24 protein-coding genes and 1 other RNA gene are annotated in these 21,926 nt (G+C 58.1%); 14 read left to right on the top strand and 11 right to left on the bottom strand.

Annotated elements, in window-relative coordinates:
• Window positions 1–27: 27 nt before the first annotated feature.
• From SJY29_RS07810 to SJY29_RS07800, 3 genes are all read left to right on the top strand, one after another.
• Complete coding sequence (locus SJY29_RS07810; RefSeq protein ID WP_400088510.1) at window positions 28–1,302, top strand: hypothetical protein; 1,275 nt, start codon at window positions 28–30, stop codon at window positions 1,300–1,302.
• Entirely contained in the window at window positions 1,302–2,654 is a 1,353-nt protein-coding gene (locus SJY29_RS07805; protein ID WP_400088508.1) for a cytochrome P450, read from the top strand. Before SJY29_RS07810 ends, SJY29_RS07805 begins: the two co-directional genes overlap by 1 nt.
• 153 nt (window positions 2,655–2,807) lie before the next feature.
• A complete protein-coding gene (locus tag SJY29_RS07800) occupies window positions 2,808–3,140 on the top strand; it encodes a hypothetical protein (RefSeq protein ID WP_400088506.1) in 333 nt (110 codons plus the stop codon).
• Here SJY29_RS07800 and SJY29_RS07795 read toward each other — a convergent pair.
• The 7 genes from SJY29_RS07795 to ssrA all read right to left on the bottom strand — a co-directional run bounded on the left by SJY29_RS07795 (window position 3,137) and on the right by ssrA (window position 7,889).
• Window positions 3,137–3,358, bottom strand: coding sequence for a ribbon-helix-helix domain-containing protein (locus SJY29_RS07795; RefSeq protein WP_400088504.1), 222 nt, complete (start codon window positions 3,356–3,358; stop codon window positions 3,137–3,139). The genes SJY29_RS07800 and SJY29_RS07795 overlap by 4 nt on opposite strands.
• Window positions 3,358–3,534, bottom strand: coding sequence for a DUF4169 family protein (locus SJY29_RS07790; protein WP_400088502.1), 177 nt, complete (start codon window positions 3,532–3,534; stop codon window positions 3,358–3,360). Before SJY29_RS07790 ends, SJY29_RS07795 begins: the two co-directional genes overlap by 1 nt.
• Entirely contained in the window at window positions 3,531–4,922 is a 1,392-nt protein-coding gene (gene fumC, locus SJY29_RS07785; protein WP_400088500.1) for a class II fumarate hydratase, read from the bottom strand. The genes SJY29_RS07790 and fumC overlap by 4 nt, the downstream gene beginning before the upstream one ends.
• An 85-nt stretch (window positions 4,923–5,007) precedes the next feature.
• Window positions 5,008–5,478, bottom strand: coding sequence for an SspB family protein (locus SJY29_RS07780; protein WP_400088498.1), 471 nt, complete (start codon window positions 5,476–5,478; stop codon window positions 5,008–5,010).
• A 66-nt stretch (window positions 5,479–5,544) separates the two neighbouring features.
• The gene (gene chrA, locus SJY29_RS07775) at window positions 5,545–6,798 is read right to left on the bottom strand and encodes a chromate efflux transporter (RefSeq protein ID WP_400088496.1); all 1,254 of its coding nucleotides are present in this window, start codon (window positions 6,796–6,798) and stop codon (window positions 5,545–5,547) included.
• A 16-nt stretch (window positions 6,799–6,814) separates the two neighbouring features.
• The gene (locus SJY29_RS07770) at window positions 6,815–7,465 is read right to left on the bottom strand and encodes a DUF1194 domain-containing protein (protein WP_400088494.1); all 651 of its coding nucleotides are present in this window, start codon (window positions 7,463–7,465) and stop codon (window positions 6,815–6,817) included.
• A 73-nt stretch (window positions 7,466–7,538) separates the two neighbouring features.
• Window positions 7,539–7,889: a transfer-messenger RNA gene (gene ssrA, locus SJY29_RS07765) on the bottom strand.
• Window positions 7,890–7,933: 44 nt separating this feature from the next.
• Between ssrA and SJY29_RS07760 the strand changes: the two genes are divergently transcribed.
• The 3 genes from SJY29_RS07760 to SJY29_RS07750 all read left to right on the top strand — a co-directional run bounded on the left by SJY29_RS07760 (window position 7,934) and on the right by SJY29_RS07750 (window position 10,387).
• Window positions 7,934–8,572 carry an SOS response-associated peptidase gene (locus tag SJY29_RS07760; RefSeq protein ID WP_400088492.1) on the top strand — a complete coding sequence of 213 codons (639 nt, stop codon included), beginning with the start codon at window positions 7,934–7,936 and terminating at the stop codon, window positions 8,570–8,572.
• Between the two features lie 188 nt (window positions 8,573–8,760).
• Window positions 8,761–9,537, top strand: a complete 777-nt coding sequence (locus tag SJY29_RS07755; protein WP_400088490.1) for a helix-turn-helix transcriptional regulator — start codon at window positions 8,761–8,763, stop codon at window positions 9,535–9,537.
• A 205-nt stretch (window positions 9,538–9,742) separates the two neighbouring features.
• Window positions 9,743–10,387 (top strand): hypothetical protein, encoded by a 645-nt coding sequence (locus tag SJY29_RS07750; RefSeq protein ID WP_400088488.1) that lies wholly within the window; start codon window positions 9,743–9,745, stop codon window positions 10,385–10,387.
• Between the two features lie 279 nt (window positions 10,388–10,666).
• Here SJY29_RS07750 and SJY29_RS07745 read toward each other — a convergent pair whose 3' ends face one another.
• The 4 genes from SJY29_RS07745 to SJY29_RS07730 all read right to left on the bottom strand — a co-directional run bounded on the left by SJY29_RS07745 (window position 10,667) and on the right by SJY29_RS07730 (window position 13,973).
• Complete coding sequence (locus SJY29_RS07745; RefSeq protein ID WP_400088486.1) at window positions 10,667–11,014, bottom strand: DUF4345 family protein; 348 nt, start codon at window positions 11,012–11,014, stop codon at window positions 10,667–10,669.
• A gap of 65 nt (window positions 11,015–11,079) precedes the next feature.
• Complete coding sequence (hemN, locus tag SJY29_RS07740) at window positions 11,080–12,429, bottom strand: oxygen-independent coproporphyrinogen III oxidase (RefSeq protein WP_400088484.1); 1,350 nt, start codon at window positions 12,427–12,429, stop codon at window positions 11,080–11,082.
• Window positions 12,430–12,491: 62 nt separating this feature from the next.
• Window positions 12,492–13,094, bottom strand: coding sequence for an SCO family protein (locus SJY29_RS07735; protein ID WP_400088482.1), 603 nt, complete (start codon window positions 13,092–13,094; stop codon window positions 12,492–12,494).
• A 144-nt stretch (window positions 13,095–13,238) separates the two neighbouring features.
• Window positions 13,239–13,973 (bottom strand): FadR/GntR family transcriptional regulator, encoded by a 735-nt coding sequence (locus SJY29_RS07730; protein WP_400088480.1) that lies wholly within the window; start codon window positions 13,971–13,973, stop codon window positions 13,239–13,241.
• Window positions 13,974–14,046: 73 nt separating this feature from the next.
• Here SJY29_RS07730 and SJY29_RS07725 point away from each other — a divergent pair, with 73 nt between their 5' ends.
• The 8 genes from SJY29_RS07725 to SJY29_RS07690 all read left to right on the top strand — a co-directional run bounded on the left by SJY29_RS07725 (window position 14,047) and on the right by SJY29_RS07690 (window position 21,911).
• Window positions 14,047–14,814 carry a DUF2182 domain-containing protein gene (locus SJY29_RS07725; protein ID WP_400088478.1) on the top strand — a complete coding sequence of 256 codons (768 nt, stop codon included), beginning with the start codon at window positions 14,047–14,049 and terminating at the stop codon, window positions 14,812–14,814.
• Between the two features lie 14 nt (window positions 14,815–14,828).
• On the top strand, window positions 14,829–15,539 hold the full coding sequence (locus tag SJY29_RS07720) for a DUF1326 domain-containing protein (RefSeq protein WP_076658335.1): 711 nt from the start codon (window positions 14,829–14,831) through the stop codon (window positions 15,537–15,539).
• Window positions 15,536–16,042 carry a DinB family protein gene (locus SJY29_RS07715; RefSeq protein WP_321174397.1) on the top strand — a complete coding sequence of 169 codons (507 nt, stop codon included), beginning with the start codon at window positions 15,536–15,538 and terminating at the stop codon, window positions 16,040–16,042. The genes SJY29_RS07720 and SJY29_RS07715 overlap by 4 nt, the downstream gene beginning before the upstream one ends.
• Window positions 16,042–17,142: a dimethylsulfoniopropionate demethylase gene (locus SJY29_RS07710; protein ID WP_400088476.1), complete on the top strand. Its 1,101-nt coding sequence runs from the start codon at window positions 16,042–16,044 to the stop codon at window positions 17,140–17,142. Before SJY29_RS07715 ends, SJY29_RS07710 begins: the two co-directional genes overlap by 1 nt.
• A gap of 102 nt (window positions 17,143–17,244) precedes the next feature.
• Window positions 17,245–18,228: an acryloyl-CoA reductase gene (gene acuI / locus SJY29_RS07705; RefSeq protein ID WP_400088474.1), complete on the top strand. Its 984-nt coding sequence runs from the start codon at window positions 17,245–17,247 to the stop codon at window positions 18,226–18,228.
• A 269-nt stretch (window positions 18,229–18,497) separates the two neighbouring features.
• Window positions 18,498–18,920, top strand: coding sequence for a universal stress protein (locus SJY29_RS07700; RefSeq protein ID WP_400088472.1), 423 nt, complete (start codon window positions 18,498–18,500; stop codon window positions 18,918–18,920).
• 48 nt (window positions 18,921–18,968) lie between these two features.
• Window positions 18,969–20,624 carry a BCCT family transporter gene (locus SJY29_RS07695; protein ID WP_400088470.1) on the top strand — a complete coding sequence of 552 codons (1,656 nt, stop codon included), beginning with the start codon at window positions 18,969–18,971 and terminating at the stop codon, window positions 20,622–20,624.
• A gap of 69 nt (window positions 20,625–20,693) precedes the next feature.
• On the top strand, window positions 20,694–21,911 hold the full coding sequence (locus tag SJY29_RS07690; RefSeq protein WP_400088468.1) for an aminotransferase class V-fold PLP-dependent enzyme: 1,218 nt from the start codon (window positions 20,694–20,696) through the stop codon (window positions 21,909–21,911).
• The last annotated feature ends 15 nt before the right edge of the window (window positions 21,912–21,926 follow it).

Raw genomic sequence — 21,926 nt, 5'->3', positions numbered from 1 at the left:
GCGGTCGATAAGCCAAGAGGGGCAGGGATGAACGCGCAGGCAGGACAGGTCAGGAAACGGCGGGTATTCCATATCCCCGGCTATGACCCATTTCATCCACGCCGCTACCGCGAGCTTTACCGGACTGAGGGGGCCGCACAGGCCAAGATCAGTGGCTATGAAATCGGTGTGAAAGCAGGTACATCCGAGACCTCGTTCCGCTGGACCGTGGGTGCACGGATCGCAGGGCAGCCTGTCATGTCTCAAATCGATGTCTTGGTCTGGTCCGACATCGTGCGGGACAGCATGGCGCAATCCATTCCGGCAACCTACCTGCAACTGGTGCAAACCGCATGGACCTATATCAGCACCGGCACGCTGCGCCGTCTGATGTGGATGCGCAAAGGGCCGGTGATCGCAGCCCTTTATCCGGTGGTGATGCTGCTGTCACAACTGGCGCTGGCGATCGGAATCGGATCTTGGCTTGGCGGGTTTGCAGAATCTGTCGGGCAGGGCGGTCTTGCCTGGATCGGCTTTCCCGAAGGCGCGGTTTTCACAGGCCGTATATGGGGCCTCTGGGCCTTGGGTTGGCTTGTGATGATCGTGGTTGTGGTGGCGATCCTGCGCTGGTTCAAAGCGCGTGATAACAAGCTTTTTGCCTATTACCTCATGCATGACTACGCCTATTCGGCGCAGTTGCGGGGGCAAACGCCGCCCGCATTGGCTGCACGCATGCGCGAATTCCAGACGCTTATCGCGGCCGCCTTGAAAGAGGACGTGGATGAAGTGCTTGTCGTCGGACATTCATCGGGGGCACATTTGGCGGTGTCGATCCTTGCCGATTTGCTGCGTTCGGGGCGGGTGCCCGAGGGTGGGCCTGCCCTGGCGTTTCTGTCACTGGGGCAGGTGGTGCCGATGGTGTCGTTCCTGCCACGCGCCCGTGAGCTCAGGCGCGATCTGGCGGTCTTGTCCACGAGCGATAAGCTGACATGGGTCGATGTGTCGGCCCCCGGTGACGGATGCTGCTTTGCCCTGTGCGATCCGGTGGCGGTGTCTGGCGTCGCCCCTGACAACAAACGCTGGCCTTTGGTCATATCGGCGGCCTTCACCCAAAGCCTGACGCCTGCACGATGGAAAGCCCTGCGGTGGCGGTTCTTTCGACTGCATTTTCAGTATCTTTGCGCCTTTGACCGGCCCAAGGATTACGACTATTTCCAGATTACGGCGGGTCCCTTGACGCTTGCTGCGCGCTATGCCGGGCGGAAACCCTCCGGATCGCGCATTGATATCCCTGTGTCCAAATACACGTCGCAGGTGCCCTGATGCAGCTGCCGCCCAAACCTCCGTCGCGGCCTGAGAAAGTGTCGCTGTGGCGGTACATGCGCCTGTTCCGCAAGGATATTCTGTCGGCACAGCCGGCCAAGCTTTACCGCGCATGGATGGCCGAATTCCGCACGCCGTTCTTTCGCAGCTATCTGGTCAATGATCCGGAGCTGGTGAAAGAGGTGTTGGTGCGCAATCCTGATGCCTTTCCCAAATCCGACCGTATCGGTGCGGGGCTACGCCCTTTGCTGGGTGACAGTGTCTTTCTGACGAATGGGGACACGTGGAAACGCCAGCGTCGCATCATCGATCCTGCGTTCGAGGGGGGGCGGTTGCGCGATACCTATCCGGGCATATGTGATGCTGCCGATGCGGGCGTGGCGCGGCTTGCAGGCCTGCCGCCTGATGTGCCGCAAGAGATCGAGGCGATCACCAGCCATATTGCGGCCGACGTGATCTTTCGCACCCTGTTTTCGATTCCGATCGAGGACGAGACCGCGCAAGAGGTGTTTCATGCGTTTCGGGCCTATCAACGGACGCAGCCGATCCTGAACCTTGCCGCCTTTGTGCGTGGTCCCGCGTGGATGCCGCGGTTTTTCCGCTCTGAAACGCGGCGTAACGCACGCCACATTCGCGCACTGATTACAAAGCTGACCGAAGACCGTCTTGACCTGATTGCGGCAGGCAAAGCGCCGGATGATCTGGCGACAAAGATCCTCACGACCAAGGACCCCGTGACGGGCGATGTGTTTTCACGAGACGAGATGATTGATCAGGTGGCGATCTTCTTTCTGGCAGGGCATGAAACCAGTGCGGCGGTCATCGCTTGGGCGCTCTATCTTTTGGCGCTGTATCCTGAATGGCAAGACAGGCTGCGTGCTGAGGCGGACGGTTTTGACGGTGCGTTCGCCGATCTGTCAAAGCTGAAACACACCCGTGATGTGTTCCGCGAAACTCTGCGTCTTTATCCGGCGGTGCCCATGATGGTGCGGGAAGCATCCGAGGCGCAAGCGTTTCGCGGCCGCACAATCAAACGCGGTGCGCAGATTGTCCTGTCACCTTGGCATCTGCACCGGCACACGCGGCTTTGGGACAATCCGGATGGATTTGATCCTGCGCGTTGGGAGACCGAGAACGGCAAATCCTGCGCGCGTGATGCCTATGTCCCGTTTTCGGCTGGGCCGCGCATCTGTTCGGGTGCGGGGTTTGCACTGATCGAAGGGGTCGTGGTTCTGGCGCGTTTGCTAAAGGCCTATGAGTTTACGACGGTTGAAGGACGTATACCTGTTCCCGTCGCGCATCTGACGGTGCGTTCGACGGCAGGTATTTGGCTGCGAATCAGATCGCGCTAGGGATGCATTGTTGCGATTTTGCTTACAAATTGGGCAATTTGGGCGGTTTTGTCGGCAAGAGGTGCAGAGATTATGGCAAAATTATCTGAAGGTTAAGCGCCCATTTTTGTAATACGCATTTAAAAACAATGCTTTAAATGATGTTATCTAAATATGGCATTGCAACGGACATTTGCCGTGTTGCCTACATTGTGCCATCCTCGGATAAATAAAGAGTGTGGATTATTTAGGGGGATCGATGTCATGACTATTTCGCTGCCAGGTTCGTCTAGAAAAGGTCTCACAGGCCTGTTCAAGCGCAGCACTGAAACTGCTGCAAAGCGTCCGACTGCTAAGAAGCAGCTCGATGGTACGCAAATCGCGAAGCTGTTTGATAAGCAGGCCCGGACGGCAAAGCCGGTCAAGCCAGCGAAGCTGAGCGAAGGCGAGTTGAGTGCAAGTGAACAACTATCCAGCCTGCGTGGCGCGCTTTACTCGAAGAACTAGTCGTTCGCGAGCGCGCGCTCCAGCACAAAAATCCGTATCGCAGAGGCAAGCCCGAGATCACCTCGGGCTTCATCTATTTTAGCAGCCAGCCCATTGATTGTATCGCCATCCTGTTCCGCATAGCGGCGGAACGCATCCCAGAAGATATCTTCAAGGGATACGCTGGTGCGGTGCCCGCGCAGGGTCAAAGACCGTTTGACAGGGCGCCGGTGATCCATCACTCGTCTTCGAACTTGAGTTGGTCGAGGCGCTTACTGGCGTGCTGAGCTCGGGTGGCGTCCAGCACTTTTTCGGCCTTCGTGCGACCAAAGCGGACGGCATTTTCGTCCGCTGTGGCCTTTGCCTCGGCCCGCGTTTTCGCCTTGCGCACCTGATTGAGGTTCACAGGCTTCATTTTGGCCCGATCATGTCCTCGGGGCGCACGACCTTGTCAAAGGTCGCTTCATCCACAAAGCCCAGCTTGATCGCTTCTTCTTTGAGCGTCGTGCCGTTCTTATGCGCGGTTTTGGCGACCGTCGTGGCGTTGTCATAGCCGATGGTGGGGGCCAAAGCCGTGACCAGCATCAACGATTCCCGCATCAGTTTTTCGATCCGTGTCCGGTCGGCACGGATGCCGACAACACAGTTGTCGGTGAATGTGACCGAGGCGTCACCCAAAAGCTGCATGGATTGCAACACGTTATAGGCCATCATTGGCTTCATCACGTTCAGCTCAAAGTGCCCCTGCGAGCCTGCAAAACCGACGGCGGCATCATTGCCCATGACATGCGCGCAGACCTGCGTCAGCGCTTCAACCTGTGTGGGGTTCACCTTGCCCGGCATGATGGATGAGCCGGGCTCATTCTCTGGCAACATCAACTCGCCCAGACCACAGCGCGGGCCAGAGCCCAGCATGCGGATATCGGCGGCGATTTTGTAAAGGCTGACGGCGACGGTCTTCAGCGCACCCGACATTTCGACAAGCGCGTCATGCGCGGCCAGCGCCTCAAATTTGTTGGGGGCTGTCACGAAAGGCAGGCCGGTGATCTCGGCCATATGGGCGGCGACGGTTTCACCCCAGCCTTTTGGTGTATTCAGGCCGGTGCCCACAGCGGTGCCACCTTGTGCCAGCTCATAAATCGCGGGCAGGGCGGCCTTGATCCGGCGGATGCCCATGGCGACCTGATGGGTGTAGCCCGAGAATTCCTGACCCAATGTCAGTGGCGTGGCATCCATCGTATGTGTGCGGCCGATCTTGATGATATCATCAAATTCCGCCTGTTTTGCCGCCAGAGCGGCGTGGAGCTTCTCGAGCCCCGGCAGCAGCACGTCACGGGCTGTCATCGCCACGGCGATATGCATTGCGGTGGGGAAGGTATCGTTGGACGACTGGCCCATATTGCAGTGATCGTTTGGGTGCACCGGGTCTTTCGATCCGATCACACCGCCGAGCATTTCAATCGCGCGGTTTGATACCACCTCGTTGGCATTCATGTTCGATTGCGTGCCTGATCCCGTCTGCCAGACCACCAGAGGAAAATGATCATCGAGCTTGCCTGCCACTACTTCGGCGGCGGCCGCGATAATCGCATCGGCCAGTGCGGGGTCCAGTTTGCCACGCTCTTTGTTGGCCATGGCACAGGCCTGTTTGATCACACCCAAACCGCGCACGATGGCAACCGGCTGCTTTTCCCAGCCGATTGGGAAATTCATGATCGAGCGCTGCGTTTGTGCGCCCCAATAGCGGTCGCTGGGAACCTCCAGCGGGCCAAAACTGTCGGTTTCTGTACGTGTATCGGTCATGATGTTCCCCTTAGGCTTTTCGCATCTGACCTATAGGCAGCAGGGGGCGCTTGCGCAATATCGCATCACCGCCAGGGGCAGGTGATTACTTGCGAAATTGATCAAGGCTGACGACTTCTGCCTCCTTGGGCGCTTTGTCATCTTCTGGTTCGACCATTTCGTCCATCGGCGCCTCGGCCACCTCATCAGTGGTGTCATCTTCGTTTTGCGTCTCGAACCGCAGGCCGAATTCGACGGACGGGTCCACGAAAGTCTTGATCGCGTCATAGGGGATATAAAGCGTCTCGGGGTTATCCCCGAAGTTCAGCGTGATCGTAAAGCCTTCGTCAGTGACGTCCAGATTGTCAAACCAGTGCTGGATTACCACGGTCATTTCGCCGGGATAGCGGTCAGACAGCCAGTCGGCGATTTCCACGTCAGGGTGCATCGTGTCAAAGGTGATGAAGAAATGGTGCTCACCAGGGAGCCCTTTTTTCTGCACGTCTGTCAGGACCTCTTGGATCAACCCGCGCATGGCGCGGTGCATCAGATTTCCATAGTCGATCGTCGTCGTCACGGCTGTGCTCTCCTTGCGGTCTGATCACTAGCATACGGGATTCGATGCGGGTTGAAAGGGGGGCTGTCAGATCGTGCCGCTGATAGCTGCCGCTGCAAGGCTAAGTGCTGCCGAAATGAGCAAGACAAGCGGCAGCGGCCAATGACGCCAGAGCAAAAGCAGCCCTGTGATCGCGGCAAGGCCAAGGGCCAGCGGTTGCAGCGTGTTGGGGGCAGGCCAGATGAACTGCAAAGGGCCAAAAAAGACTGTATCAACCTGACTGAAAAAAACATGCAGGGCGAACCAGAGCGACAGATTGGCGATGACCCCGACAACCGCCGCTGTAATTGCAGCCAGGGCGCCACGCAGCCGTGGCCGCCCGTCCAGCCAGTCGATCAGGGGCGCGCCTGCGAAGATCCAGATAAAGCAGGGCACAAAGGTGACCCAAAGTGTGAGTGCGCCAGCCAGTAACGCCATCGCCGCGCCGCCTTCGGCCATGCCCGCGATCATCCCCACAAACTGGGTGACAAGGATCAGCGGACCCGGCGTTGTTTCTGCCAGTCCCAAAGCATCCATCATCTGGGCAGTGCTGAGCCAGCCAAAGGAGACCACGACCTCTTGGGTCATATAGGCAAGCACCGCATAGGCCCCGCCGAAGGTGACCACCGCAAGGGTCGAAAAGAAGATGCCGACATCCAGCAGAAACGCGTTGCCTGAGAGGGCGATCAGGCCAAAGGGTGCCGCCCAGATCAAACCGCCAATGAGCAAGACCGATAGGCTGGTGCGTAAGCTGCCAGAACGGATGGTCGGTGTTGTGACGGCACCAGTCTGGCCCAACGCGCCGATCAATGCGGCAAGGGCGATGACCAAGGGAAAGGGGAGGGCAAAGAAGAACAGTGCGACAAAGGCCGCAACGGCAAGAAAGAGATGCGCCCGCTTAACCAGCGCCCGCCGCGCGATCTTCAACAGCGCTTCTATAACGATGATCACAACGGTCGCCTTGACGCCCAGAAACAGCGCCTGCACGACGGGCAGGTTGCCGTAAGCGCCATAGGCCAAGGCCAGCACCATGATCACAAGCGCGCCCGGCAACACAAAAAGCCCGCCCCCGATCAGCCCGCCGATCATTCCCTGCCGCTTCCATCCGGCATAGGTGGCCAGCTGCATCGCCTCGGGGCCCGGCAACAACATGCAGAACGACAGCGCGCGCAGGAATTGCTCTTCGCTCAGCCAGTCGCGTTTCTCGACAAGTTCTTTGTGCATCAGGGCAATCTGTGCGGCAGGCCCACCAAAGGACAGCAGGCCGATGCGCCCGAAGACTGTGGCGAGCTCAGAGGTCATGCGCGCAGGTCCACCCCTAGCCAAAAATGCGGCTGATCTCGCGCAGGATCTTCGCGCGGATCGTTGCGGGATATTCGCGGTGGGTGCGTGCGGTCATGACAAAGCCGTCGCGGGTAATCACGGCACCGCGAAAAAAATTGGTGATCGCAAGACCCATGGATTCGATGGCTATGCCGTTGATCGTCACACCGGCACGTTCGGCCGCGGTGCGCGCGGCGCGCACATCCGAGCCGCCGTTCGGCGTGCCGTCCCCAGAAATATCAATGACCTTGCGGGCGCAATTCGGCACCTGATCGAAAAGCCGCAGGGAAAAGAAAACTGCTTCGGCTGGCGCGGTATCGGACAGGATAAAGGCGCGTTCCATTGCCCGCGCCTTCTGGGCGAAACTCTCGACATCCAGGGCGGTGCGCATCTGGGTCCATGGGATTGAGACCGCTTGCCGGTCAACACCGGACCATTGCACGACTGTGAGATAATTTTCCCCGGCCACCATCGTTTCCACAATCTCGGGGTCGCGCAGGGCGTCGGCCAAGCCGTCGGTTTGCAGCCGGTATTCGGCGCTGTCGATTGAATTCGAGACATCCATGGTCAGGATCAGCGCCGTATCGCAAGCCTGTGCTGTGACGGGCAGGGTGGAGATAAGGGACGCGAAGACAAACCGGATCATAGGGGGGATCGTGCGCAGAGCCACCGGTCAATGCAAGTGACAAGATCGCGCAGCGGCCTCAAAAAGGGGGGAAGGTGCAGGTTTCTGTTGCCAGGTACCTGCGGACCCCGCCTATGGTCGCAAAACCATAGGGCTTAAGGTTTCGATATTACGCACAGCTTACGCTGCGAGTGCCATCGGTGCTTTGTTGTCATTTGCAACTAGCTTTGTTGTACCGATAACGGTGGTAACTCACCGGGACAAAGCAAAACCCCTTTAGACGTTCGTCGATCCTATTTCGTCCCCATTGCTGCCAAATGAGCAGGTTTTGGTGGAGACGCCGGGTACCGCCCCCGGGTCCGATCCGCTTATTACGAGCGCGTTTATGTCCATAGTCCAGAAGGACGTCCTACACATAGGCCTCAGACACCCGTCCTGCAAGGGGGTGATGCATTGCGCCCGTCCGGATTTGCACCGTAAGATCGGCGCATGTGTAACCTTTATTCTCTCACCACTGCGCAATCCGCGATCGCGGATCTGGTCAATTTGTGGCGCGATGACACAGGCAATTTACCCCCGCTGACAGGCATTTACCCAGACTATCCCGCACCCGTGATCACGCAGACGCCCGAAGGCCGTGTGATGCAGATGATGCGCTGGGGGATGCCGTCGCCCGCGTTCGTCCTGAAAGGCAAGAAAACTGACAAGGGCGTGACCAATGTGCGCAACACCGCCTCACCCCATTGGCGCCGCTGGCTGGGCCCTGCGCACCGCTGCGTTGTGCCGTTCACCAGCTTTTCGGAATACCAGACCGTGAAAGGCGAAAAGCCCAAAACCGTCTGGTTTGCGCCCACAGGTCCGCAAAAAACGCTGTTCTTTGCGGGCATCTGGACGGAATGGACTTCGGTCCGGACGTTGAAGGAAGGCGAGACGACGAATAACCTCTTCGCCTTTCTCACGGTAGAACCGAATGCTGTTGTCGCGCCCATCCACCCCAAAGCCATGCCTGTGATCCTGCGCAGCCCCGAGGCCATTGCCCACTGGCTGGACGCCCCCGTGGAGGCCGCGCTGAAACTGCAACGGCCCTTCGCGGATGACGGGCTGGAGGTCGTGGAGGGGGCGGTTTAGGGGGCGGTGAGGGCGGACGTTCTTTCCGCCTGTCAAAAGGTCGCGCTACAAAGCAAACAGCCGACCTTCATATGATGAACGATGCCGCCATCGCCGCGCGCAGGCGTAGCAGCCAACCCTATCACATTATAGACAAATTCCTCCTTTTTTGAGCAAACTAGAGCGTGATGATTGCAAAGGGAGCAAAGATGGAAAAAGTCACAACTCGGATCAGCAAACCGGAAATTCTCGTTGATATCCTGAACCAACTTGCAGCGGGTGAAAACCAGAACGATGTTTGGCAAACCAGCGTCAAGATCGCGAGGGACATAGGTGCAGATGCGCTGAATGTCATCAGGTACCAAGCGGGTAACCCTATGCCGGTTTGGTTTCGTGTCTCGACACATGAGCGCGGCGGGATGGAAGAATATATCGCCAACGACTACATGAGCGTTGATCCCATTTTGGTCAGCTGGGCAGAAGGCACCATGAAAGATGTCGACCACATCTCGCTGCTTCAGCAGATGGAAGAATTGGAACTGTCAGAGAAAACACGTGAATGCTATGAGCACCTTCTCAAGTATGGACAGTCAGACTACATTACATTTCGTCTGAACGACAATCTTGATGACGGCGCAGAGGTGCTTGTCGTGTTCGCATGTACAGCTACTGTCGCAGAAGAGTTTAAGGCGGGAATTGATCTGCTGGCCGTTATCGCGAACCTGTTTGCGGTCTATAACGGTCCGCCAACGCCGAACCAATCGGTCGGCAAGGTCCCATTACTCTACGACTTTCTGACACCTCGGGAGAAGGATATCCTCACCTGCCTTGCCAAGGGTATGAACAATGCGCAGATCGCGCATCATATGGGTATTTCGGAAGTAACCGTGCGGATGCATACGACGAATGCGCGTAAGCGCATGGGTGCGACAACACGCGCTCAGGCCATTGCGCTTGCTTTGGTTCGGAACCTCATTTCAGCGTAACTCCAGCACACCTATCGCTTTCGATAGATTGATCGAAACCAGCCGCCGCCTTTTAGGTGTTTGTGTGGTTGATAGCTCTTCGCCCTAAATATGATCAATGCTTGGAGAATCCAGGCAAGGCAATGAATTTTGCGCGACCACAGAAGGTGGCGAAAGGGGCTCTCAAGCATCTGCAGAATAGAAAATGCTATGGAGACCAATGAGAATGAGAATGATGGTAAAGCCGATCGCAGGCGTTTGTATATTAATGCTCGCGGCGTGTGGCGGCGGGGGCGACAATGGCGGCGAGGACCTGATTGTATCGGACGGCCTTTTGCAACTTGAGTATCCGGCAGACATCGCGGAGCAGTTGGCAGGAACACCTTTTCTTGAGACTTTCAACAATCTTGAACGCGTGAATGAGACCGGGTTGGTAGACGCGGCGCCCACAGGAGACTCTATCTATAGCGGTACATTCGGTTTCCAACTGGATGATGCAGGTGCTCTGATTACTGGTGATTCTACGCTTACCGTAAACGGCGCTTCGACGAGTGTTGAAGCTGTGTTCGTGCCAACCGCAGTGACTGGCGGCCCGAACGATCCGACAGGGATTTCGGGTGAATTCAGGGGAGACACAGTTCTTGGAGCTGTAGAAGCCGGCTATTACTCTGGCGGTCTGAGCGGAGACATTACTGTTGAATATGGCGCAGACCCCAGCCAGACCTTTGATATCAGTGCGGACCTTCAGGGTGTGTTTGCGCAGGGTGGTGAAACCATTGGCAGCTTTGAAGGCCGGCTTGACTCTGATGCAACCATCGGAACGGACGCGCCCCTCGATACCTTTGGCGGTCTTTACTACGCTGTGGACTGAGCATAGCTCGCCGATCCGCTCTGGTGTGGGATTGCTGTAAACACGGTGAGAGCATCTTGGACACACGTAGAAGAGAGCGGAGCATTGATACCGCGTCATCGCTTTGATGACGCGGTAATTCTTTTTGAAGGTTCTGATTTGGAGCGACCACGCCCGTTTCAAGTACTGAAACATCTTTGTCGCGGTCTGTCACATCCGACTTATCATGGGCCTGAAATGATTGATGCAGATGGTTCGAATGCGGTGGCTACAAGGCAAATTCCCGCCCCCCCACACCCTCTATCCCAAATTCAAACCAATCGCACCCACACCCACCACAGCTTCCACTGCGAAATACGTCCATTTCTGCCGTGTCGCGCCGTCCAGCACCAGTGACGTCAACCGCCCCATGGCTGCCCCTGTCCAGCAAAAGCCAAGCATCAGATAGGCCTCGGGCGTGCCGAGCCACAGCGCACCCACCCCCATGCCCACAAAGAGCGCACCGGCCGAGGCGCGCACCTCGGACATGCCCATCGTGGTCGCGCCCCCCTTGAGGTCCAGCGCGCCCATCGTATAGCGCGGGGCCAGCCAGCCAAAGCAGCCCAGACCGATGCTGAGGATGGCAAAGATGATATTGAGGATGTCCATGGCGCTGCTTTCAGTTCAATTCTGTTTCAAAGTGGCGCAGTGGACCGCAACTTCAACCGCAAAAGCTAGGAGGCCTGCGAATACTGCGCTGCGATCCCCGCAAAACCGTCATAGCGTTGGGCAATAATGCGGGTCAGTGCGCGCCCTGCGGGTGTAATGCGGATGTGCCCTGCATCTTTGACAACCATTCCCGCGAAATCCTGCAAAATGGTGTCATGGATCGGGGCGAGTTCTGCTGCACCTGCGTGCTGCGCAAGCCGCTCCAGATCAATTGCGAAGTCGCACATCAGCATGTTGATCGCGGTGGCGCGCAGACGGTCCGCTGCTGTCATCTCATAGCCGCGATGCCCTGCAAGCTGGCCTGCCGCAACACGTTCGATATAGGCGGCGGTGGCCGAGGCGTTCTGCACATAGCCTTGCGCGAATTGCGAAATCGACGAGGCCCCGATCCCGATCAGGGTGGGGCAGGTGTCGTCTGTGTAGCCCTGGAAGTTGCGGCGCAGGTGGCCTGTCTTTGCCGCAATGGCAAGGCTGTCTGCGGGTTTGGCGAAATGGTCGATCCCGATGGGCTCATAGCCACTGCCGGTAAAGGCGGCTGCGGCCTGGCGCGCCAGATGATAGCGGTCTTCCTCGCCGGGCAGGGCTGCGTCAGGGATCAGTTTCTGGCGCTTGGAAAAGCTGGGCACATGGGCATAGCCGAAGAGTGCAATGCGATCAGGATCAAGCGCGCGCACCTTTGCGATGGTCGCGGCGAGCTTGGCTGCAGTCTGAAACGGCAGCCCATACACGAGGTCCGCATTCAGCGATGTGATCCCTGCTGCGCGCAGGCTGTCCACGCAGGCGCGGGTCTGGGCAAAGCTTTGCTTGCGTCCGATCGCCTCCTGGACGTCACGGGCGAAATCCTGAATGCCGATGCTTGCGCGGGTCATGCCCATCTCGGCCAGCGCTGCGATTTTGGCGTCGTCCACCAACGTGGGGTCAATCTCGACAGAGAAACTGAAATCGGGCGCAGGGGGGATCACGTCTTTGACTGCCTGCGCGAGGTCGCGGATCATCTCGGGCGGCAGGATCGTGGGCGTGCCACCACCCCAGTGCATCTGGCCCATAGTCACGCCCGCAGGCAGGGTCGCGCGCAGCAAAGCAAGCTCGTCCTTCACAACCTCAAGGTAATGCGCCACGGGTTTGAGCGTGCTTGTGCCTTGGGTCCGGCAGGCGCAAAACCAGCAAAGCCGTTCGCAAAACGGGATATGGATATAGACCGAGACAGGCGTTGCAGGATCAAGCGATTGCAGGCAACTGACCTGAAAGTCAGCCCCTTGCGCAGGGGTGAACGCTGTCGCCGGCGGATAGCTGGTGTAGCGGGGCACGCGGGCATCAAACAGGCCCATGCGGCGGAGGGTATCGAGATGTGTCATACAGCTCTTTTCGCCCATCGCCCGTCGGGTTTTGTTGCGCCAGATCAAGTGGCGCGTTTTTTCTAGCTGTTTTGCGCCATGAAACAGGCCGAGATTTCTGCGACCGCTTCTGCGGGCGTGTCACGGCGGAAGAAGGTTGCGAACCCTGTTTCGGGGAACATCAGATAGGTCTGCGTCGAGTGGTCGACGAGATAGTATTCGGGGTCACCCTCAACCGCGCGGTAGTAGGTCTTGTAGGCCTGGCTGGCCGCCTTGACCTGTTCAGGTGATCCGGTCAGCCCGATCATGTCCTCATGAAAGTTGTCGGTGAAATCGCGCACGACCTCGACCGTGTCGCGCTGTGGGTCAACCGAGATAAAGATGGTTCCCAGATCAAGCCCTTGCTCTTCCAGGATATAGGCGGCCTGTGCATTCCGCGCGGAATCCAGCGGGCAAACATCGGGGCAGAATGTGTAGCCGAAATAGACCAGTGTCGGTTTGGTGATCACATCGGCATCCGTCACGGTTTCGCCGGTTTCGGACACCAGTTCGAACGGCCCGCCAATGGCGCTGCCGGCGACGGCTGTGTCGCCGCATGGCGCCGGTGTGTTCTGGCTCTGCCACGTATAGACACCAAGTGCGGCGGCGGCGGCCAGTGTGACGGTTCCGAAGATCGCAGCTTTCATCAAATCCTCCGATGATGACGGGCTTTCGTGCTTTGGTGCGATCCTTACCTGTGTTTGTCTTGGATGGACAGCCACGGATCGCACAAGAGATGATCAAAAAACGGTGTGATCGGCGGCGTAAGGTGGATCAAGATCCACCTTACCTTAACCACGCTTTGACTGCCTTTCGGCAATCACATTCTGTGCCAACTCTTGGGTATAGGTTGCCAAGGCAGCCAGATGGGCGTCTGCGGCTTGCGCATCCTGCGTTTCGATCGCATCGGCGATGGATGTATGCAGGGCCACGATCTTTTCACGCGACCGCGCGCTGAAGGTGATCATATTCATCAATGGCTGCATCGCCTCGACCGCGCCGGCCAATTGGTAGGATAAAACAGGATTGCCCGCTGCATCCACCAGGGCGCGATGAAAGGCGACATCCGAGGCGCAAAAGGCCTCATCCGTCAGACCGGGCTGCAATTGGCGGTGTGCTTCGGCCCGCATAGTGGCAAGGTGGTCGGCGCTGCGCCGTGATGCCGAAAGCGGCGCGCAGGCGCGCTCCAGCGCATAGCGCGCCTCGCAGGCGGTGGCAAAGCTGACGTCATTCATTGAGAGCAGCAAGGTCGATGTGGTGATCTGTTGACCGTATGCGTCTTCGAACCGTAGCCGGTTCACAAAGGCCCCGCCTGTTGCGCCGCGCTGTGTGCGGATCAGCGATTGTGCAGCGAGCCGTTTCAGCGCCTCGCGCACGGTGGGTCGGGAAACATCGAACTGTTCGGCCATCTCCGCCTCTGACGGCAAACGTTCGTCCACCGGCAAAGCGCCAGAGATGATCGCGTCGCGGATAGCCTTGGCGATCTGGGCAGAGAGGTCTGCGGGGTTGTGCGGGTCAATTTTCATTTGTCAGACAATTAAACGTCTGACATATGATTGTGCAAGTCTTGAGTCGCAAACTGGTCGTCGGGAGAGCCACTTGTCGCATTTGATCAGATCATCGCTTTGGCTGCTCTTTTTCGGCACGATCCTGTTGTCTTGGCTGATGCTCTACATGATGGCGGTCGATATGGACCTTGATCTGCTGGGCCGTCCGGGGCCGATGGGGCAGGTGATGGCCGAGATGGACCCGCGCATGCCGATGGATATGCCCATGGCGCGTTTCGGCCCGCTGTTTGCGATGTGGGCTGTCATGATGGCCGCGATGATGTTGCCCACCTTGGTGCCGACGCTGACAACTTATGAAAAACTGATGGTCAGCGCCGATGGCACACGGGCAGGGTGGGTCGGTCTTTTGCTGGGCTACTTCGTCGTCTGGGTGGGCTTTGCTGCCGTGATCGCCGGACTTCAGTTGGCACTGCTTTTTGGCGGCGTGATCAATATGTTGGGGATTGCGCCGGTCTGGTTTTCCGCCGCCTTGCTGATCATCGTGGGGGCATTCCAGTTTACCCGCATCAAAGAGGTCTGCCACGGCGTGTGTCATGCCCCGATGACCTATTTTCTGGGGCACTGGAAAACCGGTTTCTCCGGCGGTTTGCGTATGGGGATCGGGCTCGGCGCATTTTGTGTGGTCTGTTGCTGGGGCTATATGGCGCTGGGGTTTGTGGGCGGCGTGATGAGCCTTGCTTGGATGGGTTTGGCAACGCTGCTGATGGTTTTTGAAAAACTGCCCGAAATCGGGCATCGTGTGATCAAGCCTGTCGGCGTGGTCTTGATTGCTGCCGGCCTTGGCTTAGCAATTTTTTAGAAGAGGGACGAGATATGGCTGACAAGACACGGGCCCCCGCAGATCGACTGCCGATTTCGCAGCGCATCGATCAACGGATGGAAAGCAATCCGCTGCGCCGCAAGATGAAACCGACAGAATGGGCGATCAAGGGTGAGTTGTTTCTGAACTGTTCTTGCACCGTGTTCTGCCCTTGCGTGGTCAGCCTTGGCGCACACCCACCCACTGAAGGGCACTGCCACGCATGGATGGCCATTGCCATTGATGAGGGGCACTTCGAGGGCGAGGACCTATCAGGTCTGAATGTTGGTCTGCTCGTCGATATTCCGGGCCGGATGGCCGAAGGCAACTGGAAAGTGGCCGCCTATGTGGATGAGCGGTCAACACAGAAAGCCTACAATGGCATTCTGAAGATTTTCAGCGGGCAGGCCGGGGGCACCACGGGTCTGTTCACCATGCTGGTGTCCGAGATTATCGGGGCTGAGCGCGAAAAGGTCGAGATCGTCCGCGAAGGAACCAAGCGTGGCATCTATATTGGCCGCAAAATACAGGGCGAGATCGAAATGATGGCGGGCAAGAGCCCTGACCATCCGGTGATGGTCAGCAATTCCAAATACTGGATGGGGCCTGATATCATCGCCGCCACAGGCACGAAATCCAAGGTGCGCGACTATGGCCGTGTCTGGGATTTTGGCGGCAAATCCGCCGAGATTTGCCCGATTGACTGGAAAGGTCCCAAGCCTTGATCACGCCAGAGTATTGCCGGACGATGGCGCGCTATAATGCGTGGCAGAATTCTGCTTTGCGCGAGATTGTCTTGACGATGGACAAAGCCGAGCTGCGCAAGGATCGCGGGGCGTTCTTTGGCTCGATCATGGGCACGCTCAATCATCTGCTGTGGGGCGATACCTTGTGGATCAGTCGTTTTGACGGCGGGGCCGGCACGGATGTGACGCTGAAGGAAAGCGTGGAAATGGCGGTGACGCCCGCTGTCTGGGCTGCGGATCGGTTCCGGATGGATGCGCGGATCGCGCTTTGGGCGCAAAGCGTCCAAGCGATTGATTTGGTGGGCAATCTGGACTGGTACTCTGGCGCGTTGGGCAGACAGATGTCCAAGCCGGTTGCGCTCTGTGTCATGCAAATGTTCAACCATCAAACCCATCATCGCGGGCAGGTTCATGCGATGATGACCGCGGCAGGGCACACACTGCCCGACACCGATCTTCCCTTTATCCCAGAGGATTTCTGATGGCTGTGATTGCACCTTCGCGCCGTGTCCGGCGCACCCCCTTTAGCGATGGCGTCGAAGCCGCCGGGGTCAAGGGATATACCGTCTATAACCATATGCTGCTGCCCACGGTGTTTCGCAGCGTGGTGGAGGATTATCACCACCTGAAGGCTGCCGTGCAGGTATGGGATGTGGCCTGTGAGCGGCAGGTGGAATTGCGCGGCCCGGATGCCGCACGCCTGATGCAGATGCTGACGCCACGCGATTTGCGCGGCATGTTGCCGGGGCAGTGTTTCTATGTGCCGATCGTGGATGAAACCGGCGGGATGCTCAATGATCCGGTCGCACTGAAACTGACCGAGGACCGCTGGTGGATTTCGATTGCCGACAGTGATCTGCTGTTTTGGGTCAAGGCCCTGGCCTATGGCTATCGCCTGGATGTTTTGGTGGATGAGCCGGATATTTCGCCTCTGGCGGTGCAGGGCCCGCTGGCCGATGATCTGATGGCGCGGGTCTTTGGGGATGCGGTGCGCGCGATCAAGTTTTTCCGCTTTGGCTGGTTTGATTTTAACGGGGTTAGCATGGCGGTAGCACGCTCGGGCTATTCCAAGCAGGGCGGGTTCGAGATCTACGTTGACGGTACAAAGAACGGGATGCCGTTGTGGAATGCACTTTTCGAGGCGGGTAAGGACCTTGATGTACACGCAGGTTGCCCCAATCTGATCGAGCGTATCGAAGGTGGGCTTTTGTCCTATGGCAATGATATGACCCGCGAGAACACGCCGCATGAATGCGGGCTTGGCCGGTTCTGTTCGACCCAGACCGCGATTGGCTGCGTGGGGCGCGATGCGCTTTTGCGGGTGGCCAAAGAGGGGCCCACGCAGCAGATCCGCGCGATCGCGATTGAGGGTGACATTCCGGTGTGCAACCAGGTTTGGCCATTGATCGCCAAGGGCAAACGGGTGGGCCAGATCACATCGGCTGCGGCATCGCCGGATTACGGGACCAATGTTGCCATTGGCATGGTGCGGATGACCCATTGGGACGAAGGCACGCAGCTTGAGGTGCAGACGCAGGATGGCCCGCGCGTGGCCACCGTGCACGAGAAATTCTGGATCTAGGTCCGGCTGCAGCGTCGGAGCCTCCGGCGGAAGTTTGAAGAGACATGGAAAGTGGGGGCCTCAGCCACCGAAATGAGAGGCCCCGAAATGAAAGGAATGACGATGTTTAAAGCTTTGATGGTCGAGAAAGATGCAGAAGGGAAAACCAGCGCATCTGTGCAAGAGCTGTCGCTGGAGCAGTTGCCAGAAGGTGATGTGACGGTTGCAGTGGAATATTCGACCGTGAACTACAAGGACGGGCTTTGCATCGGGCCGGGCGGTGGATTAGTGCGCAATTATCCCCATGTGCCGGGCATTGATATGGCGGGCACTGTCGAGGCGTCGGATGATCCGCGCTATCAGCCCGGAGACAAGGTTGTGCTGACCGGATGGCGCGTGGGCGAGGCCTATTGGGGCGGGTATTCCCAGAAGGCGCGGGTGAAAGCCGATTGGCTGGTACCACTGCCAGAAGGTCTTGATACACGTCAGGCGATGGCGGTGGGCACAGCGGGCTTTACGGCGATGCTGGCGGTGACGGCGCTTGAGGATCACGGGATCAAGGATGGTCCGGTCCTCGTCACAGGTGCGGCAGGTGGTGTTGGGTCCGTTGCGACAGCGATCCTGGCCAATCTGGGCCATGAGGTGGCGGCGGTAACAGGACGGCCCGAGACGGCCGATTACCTCAAATCCCTTGGTGCGACACAGATCGTGCCCCGCGAAGAGATCAATGCAATCACCCGTCGGCCACTGGAGGCCGAGACATGGGGCGGTTGTGTTGACGCGGTGGGTGGCGAGATGCTGGCGCGTGTCTTGGGGCAGATGAAATATGGTGCCTCTGTCTCTGCTGTGGGTTTGGCGGGCGGGGCCGGATTGCCTGCATCTGTCATCCCGTTCCTGTTGCGCGGTGTGAATCTTTTGGGGATCGACAGCGTGATGCAACCCTATGAGAACCGCGTCCGCGCCTGGGCGCGCATTGCCAAGGATTTGCCGATGGACAAGCTCGAGGCGATGATCCAGCCCGCGACGCTGTCAGACCTGCCTGCACTTGGGGCGGGCATCTTGCAAGGGCAGGTCAAAGGCCGTGTTGTGGTTGATGTGAACGCCTGATCCGTCCTGAAAAACCTGAAATCTGCAAGGCCGCCGAAAAAAAACTTCGGCGGCTTTTTTGTGTTCCATGGCAGGGGCTTAAGGCGGCTTTTTCCGAATGATGACAGCCAAATTAGAGTGAAATCCGGCCCACGTGGTTGTTTCACAGGGAGCCTGTTTGTTAGGCATGGTGTAAGAACAGGGGCTTAAACCCTGTCTTTGAAGATGAATATTCTGGCCGTTTGCCTGCGTGATGGTGCGTGTGTCAACGCCCGGAAAAGGAGGGGACGATGTATAGAAAAATCGTTGTGCCGATTGATTTGGCACATGCGGACCGGATGGAAGGCGCGATCACCATGGCGGCTGATCTGGCGAAGCTTTACGGTGCAACCGTGTGTTATCTGGGGGCGACAACACCAACGCCGTCGTCGGTTGCGCATTCCCCAGAGGAATACAAAGAGAAGCTCGCGGCTTTTGCGCTGAACGAGGCGCAGGCGCATGGCCAGGATGTCACGACCCACATGATCCTGTCCCATGACCCGACCGCCACGCTGGACGACGATCTGGTGAAGGCTGTGGATGAAATGGATGCCGATCTGGTTGTGATGGCGACGCATGTGCCGCACATCGGCGACCGGATCTGGGCTTCGAACGGCGGCAATCTGGCCCGCCGCACCAAGGCATCGGTTTGCCTTGTCCGCGCGCCTGCATAGGCCGGCGCCCGCAACAATCAGACGGAACAATAAAAAGGAAGCCAAGTTATGGCCACACAAGACGAAACCGATATGGGCATTCCGTTACCGGAAGGCGCCTCGGATATGATTGAGACCGATTACACGATCGGTCAGGACAATATTGAAACGCAGATCGGGCCATTCGGGCTTGATATTCACAACCCCGTCTTTCTGATTTCGGGGCTCTCGGTGGTGATCTTTGTGCTTTACGCGCTGATTGCACCGAACCAAGCCGCAGAGTTCTTTGGCTGGCTGCGGCCTGCTTTGACTTCGACGTTTGACGGGTTTTTCCTGACGGCGGCGAATATCTTTGTGATCTTCTGTCTGCTGCTCATCGTGTCGCCTTACGGATCGGTCCGTCTGGGCGGTGCAGACGCCACGCCCGACTACGGCTATCTGGGTTGGTTTGCGATGCTTTTTGCGGCAGGCATGGGCATTGGCCTGATGTTCTTTGGCGTGCTTGAGCCTGCCTATTACTTTGGCACGCCCTGGGGCGACGAACCTTTGGGCGCGGTACGTCCTTTTGCAGAGGATGGCACCCTGATTGCCGCCAATGTGGACGAGGCCAAGCGCATGGCGCTGGCGGCGACGTCCTATCACTGGGCGCTGCATCCTTGGGCGATCTACGCAGTTGTTGCCCTCGCACTAGCGCTGTTCAGCTATAACAAGGGCCTGCCGCTTTCGATCCGTTCGGCCTTCTATCCGATCCTTGGCGAGCGTGTCTGGGGCTGGTGGGGCCATGTGATCGACATCGTTGCCGTTTTTGCCACGCTCTTTGGTCTTGCGACATCGCTTGGCTTGGGTGCGCAGCAGGCGAATGCCGGTCTTGAGTTCGTTTATGGTATACCCAGCAGCGTCACGGCGCAGGTTGTTCTGATCGTTTTGATTACGCTTCTGGCGCTGATTTCGGTGATCCGCGGTCTTGACGGCGGAGTGAAGGTTCTGTCTGAGATCAATATGATGCTAGCCATCGGGCTGTTGCTCTTTGTGCTGTTCACCGCCGGTGCGGTGGGTATCTTTACCGACTTCTTCGCGACGCTTATGGCCTATGGTCAGGAAATCCTGCCGCTCTCCAATCCGATCGGGCGGTCTGATGACGGATATCGTGAAGGCTGGACAGCATTCTACTGGGCGTGGTGGATCAGCTGGTCACCATTTGTCGGCATGTTCATCGCACGTGTGTCCCGCGGACGCACCGTGCGTGAATTCCTGACCTGCGTTTTGATCATCCCGTCACTGGTGTGCATCTTCTGGATGACTGTCTTTGGTGGCACGGCGATCAACGATATGATCGCTAATGTGGATGTCAGCGCGGTAAAGGCCAATGTGATTGACAGCTATAGTCCGGAACTGTCGCTCTTTGCGATGCTGGAGAGCCTGCCCTTGGCATCGATTACATCGACCCTTGGGATTGTCTTGGTCATCGTGTTCTTTGTGACGTCCTCTGACAGCGGCAGTCTTGTGATCGACACGATCACGGCAGGGGGCAAGATCGACGCGCCTGTGCCGCAGCGTGTGTTCTGGTGTACCTTTGAGGGACTGGTGGCGATTGCGCTGTTGATCGGGGGTGGCCTTGGGTCGCTGCAGGCGATGGTCATTTCAACGGGACTGCCGTTTACGATTGTCCTTCTTTTGATGTGTTTTGCCATCTTCCGTGGCTTGCAAAGTGAACTGAAGGCCTAACGCGGCCAAATGTGAAAATGATTGGCTCCGATGCTTGCGCATCGGGGCCTTTTTCGTATCCATATGCGCATGACACTAGATATCGCATGGGTGCGCGCCCAATTTCCCGCCTTTGACCAGCCTTCATTGCAGGGGCAGGCCTTTTTTGAAAACGCTGGCGGGTCTTATACCTGCCGTCAGGTCATAGACCGCCTGTACCGCTTCTACACCGAACGCAAAGTGCAGCCCTATGCGCCCTATGCGGCGTCGCGCGTGGGTGGCGAGGAGATGGACGAAGCGCGCAGGCGCTTGGCCGAAATGCTAGGGGTTGCCACGCATGAAGTGTCTTTTGGGCCCTCGACCACGCAGAATACCTATGTGCTGGCACAAGCGGTGCGCAAATGGATCAAGCCGGGCCAGAGCATTGTCGTGACCAATCAGGATCACGAGGCCAATAGCGGCCCCTGGCGGAGGTTGGTTAAGGATGGCGTCAATATCCTTGAGTGGCAGATTGATCCCGAGACGGGCGAGTTGCACCCGGAGGACCTTGCCAAGCTCTTGGAGCAGGATGTGGCGCTTTTGGTGTTCCCGCATTGCTCGAATGTTGTGGGTGCGATCAATGATGTGGCCGGCATCTGCGCCCTGGCAAAATCCGCGGGCGCGCGGACCTGTGTGGATGGCGTATCCTATGCGCCGCATGGCTTTGCTGATGTCGGCGCGTTGGGCTGTGATGTCTATCTGTTCAGCGCCTACAAGACCTACGGACCCCATCAAGGCATTATGGTGATCCGTGAGGACTGGGGCATGGAGCTGCCCAATCAGGGGCACCATTTCAACGGTGACAGCCTTTACAAGCGGTTCACGCCTGCGGGTCCTGACCATGCGCAGGTCGCGGCCAGTGCAGGGATGGCCGATTATTTCGAGGCGATGTCCGTGCATCATGGTGGCGGCACAGGGGCAGCGGCTGCGCGCAAATCCCATGATCTGATGCGCGCGCAAGAGGTGGCTTTGTTGCAGCCCTTGCTGGATTACGTCTCGGCGAAAAACTCGGTACGGCTTATCGGTCCTGCGGACGCTCTGCGCCGCGCACCCACCGTTGCGCTGTCACTGGAAGCGGATGCTGAAGAGACAGCAGCGAAACTAGCGCCGCATGGGATTATGGCCGGTGGCGGCGATTTCTACGCGCAGCGTCCGTTGTCCGCAGTCGGTGTGGACCCTGCGAACGGCGTGTTGCGCGTCAGTTTCGTGCATTACACCACCAAAGACGAGGTTGACGCGCTGATGGGGGCGCTAGATCAGGTGCTATAAAGCAGGCAAGCCGTC

Origin of the sequence: Yoonia sp. R78084, assembly GCF_044595625.1 — a bacterium.
Lineage (GTDB): Bacteria > Pseudomonadota > Alphaproteobacteria > Rhodobacterales > Rhodobacteraceae > Yoonia.
The sequence above is the reverse complement of the archived record's forward strand: the minus strand, read 5'-3'. Positions and strand labels throughout refer to the sequence as shown.

Bases quoted from the DNA above. Each gene is read 5' to 3' on its own strand.
- SJY29_RS07810 (WP_400088510.1), top strand. From the start codon at position 28: ATGAACGCGCAGGCAGGACAGGTCAGGAAACGGCGGGTATTCCATATC.
- SJY29_RS07805 (WP_400088508.1), top strand. From the start codon at position 1,302: ATGCAGCTGCCGCCCAAACCTCCGTCGCGGCCTGAGAAAGTGTCGCTG.
- SJY29_RS07800 (WP_400088506.1), top strand. From the start codon at position 2,808: ATGGCATTGCAACGGACATTTGCCGTGTTGCCTACATTGTGCCATCCT.
- SJY29_RS07795 (WP_400088504.1), bottom strand. From the start codon at position 3,358: ATGGATCACCGGCGCCCTGTCAAACGGTCTTTGACCCTGCGCGGGCAC.
- SJY29_RS07790 (WP_400088502.1), bottom strand. From the start codon at position 3,534: ATGAAGCCTGTGAACCTCAATCAGGTGCGCAAGGCGAAAACGCGGGCC.
- fumC (WP_400088500.1), bottom strand. From the start codon at position 4,922: ATGACCGATACACGTACAGAAACCGACAGTTTTGGCCCGCTGGAGGTT.
- chrA (WP_400088496.1), bottom strand. From the start codon at position 6,798: ATGACCTCTGAGCTCGCCACAGTCTTCGGGCGCATCGGCCTGCTGTCC.
- SJY29_RS07770 (WP_400088494.1), bottom strand. From the start codon at position 7,465: ATGATCCGGTTTGTCTTCGCGTCCCTTATCTCCACCCTGCCCGTCACA.
- SJY29_RS07760 (WP_400088492.1), top strand. From the start codon at position 7,934: ATGTGTAACCTTTATTCTCTCACCACTGCGCAATCCGCGATCGCGGAT.
- SJY29_RS07755 (WP_400088490.1), top strand. From the start codon at position 8,761: ATGGAAAAAGTCACAACTCGGATCAGCAAACCGGAAATTCTCGTTGAT.
- SJY29_RS07750 (WP_400088488.1), top strand. From the start codon at position 9,743: ATGAGAATGATGGTAAAGCCGATCGCAGGCGTTTGTATATTAATGCTC.
- SJY29_RS07745 (WP_400088486.1), bottom strand. From the start codon at position 11,014: ATGGACATCCTCAATATCATCTTTGCCATCCTCAGCATCGGTCTGGGC.
- hemN (WP_400088484.1), bottom strand. From the start codon at position 12,429: ATGACACATCTCGATACCCTCCGCCGCATGGGCCTGTTTGATGCCCGC.
- SJY29_RS07735 (WP_400088482.1), bottom strand. From the start codon at position 13,094: ATGAAAGCTGCGATCTTCGGAACCGTCACACTGGCCGCCGCCGCCGCA.
- SJY29_RS07730 (WP_400088480.1), bottom strand. From the start codon at position 13,973: ATGAAAATTGACCCGCACAACCCCGCAGACCTCTCTGCCCAGATCGCC.
- SJY29_RS07720 (WP_076658335.1), top strand. From the start codon at position 14,829: ATGGCTGACAAGACACGGGCCCCCGCAGATCGACTGCCGATTTCGCAG.
- SJY29_RS07710 (WP_400088476.1), top strand. From the start codon at position 16,042: ATGGCTGTGATTGCACCTTCGCGCCGTGTCCGGCGCACCCCCTTTAGC.
- acuI (WP_400088474.1), top strand. From the start codon at position 17,245: ATGTTTAAAGCTTTGATGGTCGAGAAAGATGCAGAAGGGAAAACCAGC.
- SJY29_RS07700 (WP_400088472.1), top strand. From the start codon at position 18,498: ATGTATAGAAAAATCGTTGTGCCGATTGATTTGGCACATGCGGACCGG.
- SJY29_RS07695 (WP_400088470.1), top strand. From the start codon at position 18,969: ATGGCCACACAAGACGAAACCGATATGGGCATTCCGTTACCGGAAGGC.
- SJY29_RS07690 (WP_400088468.1), top strand. From the start codon at position 20,694: ATGACACTAGATATCGCATGGGTGCGCGCCCAATTTCCCGCCTTTGAC.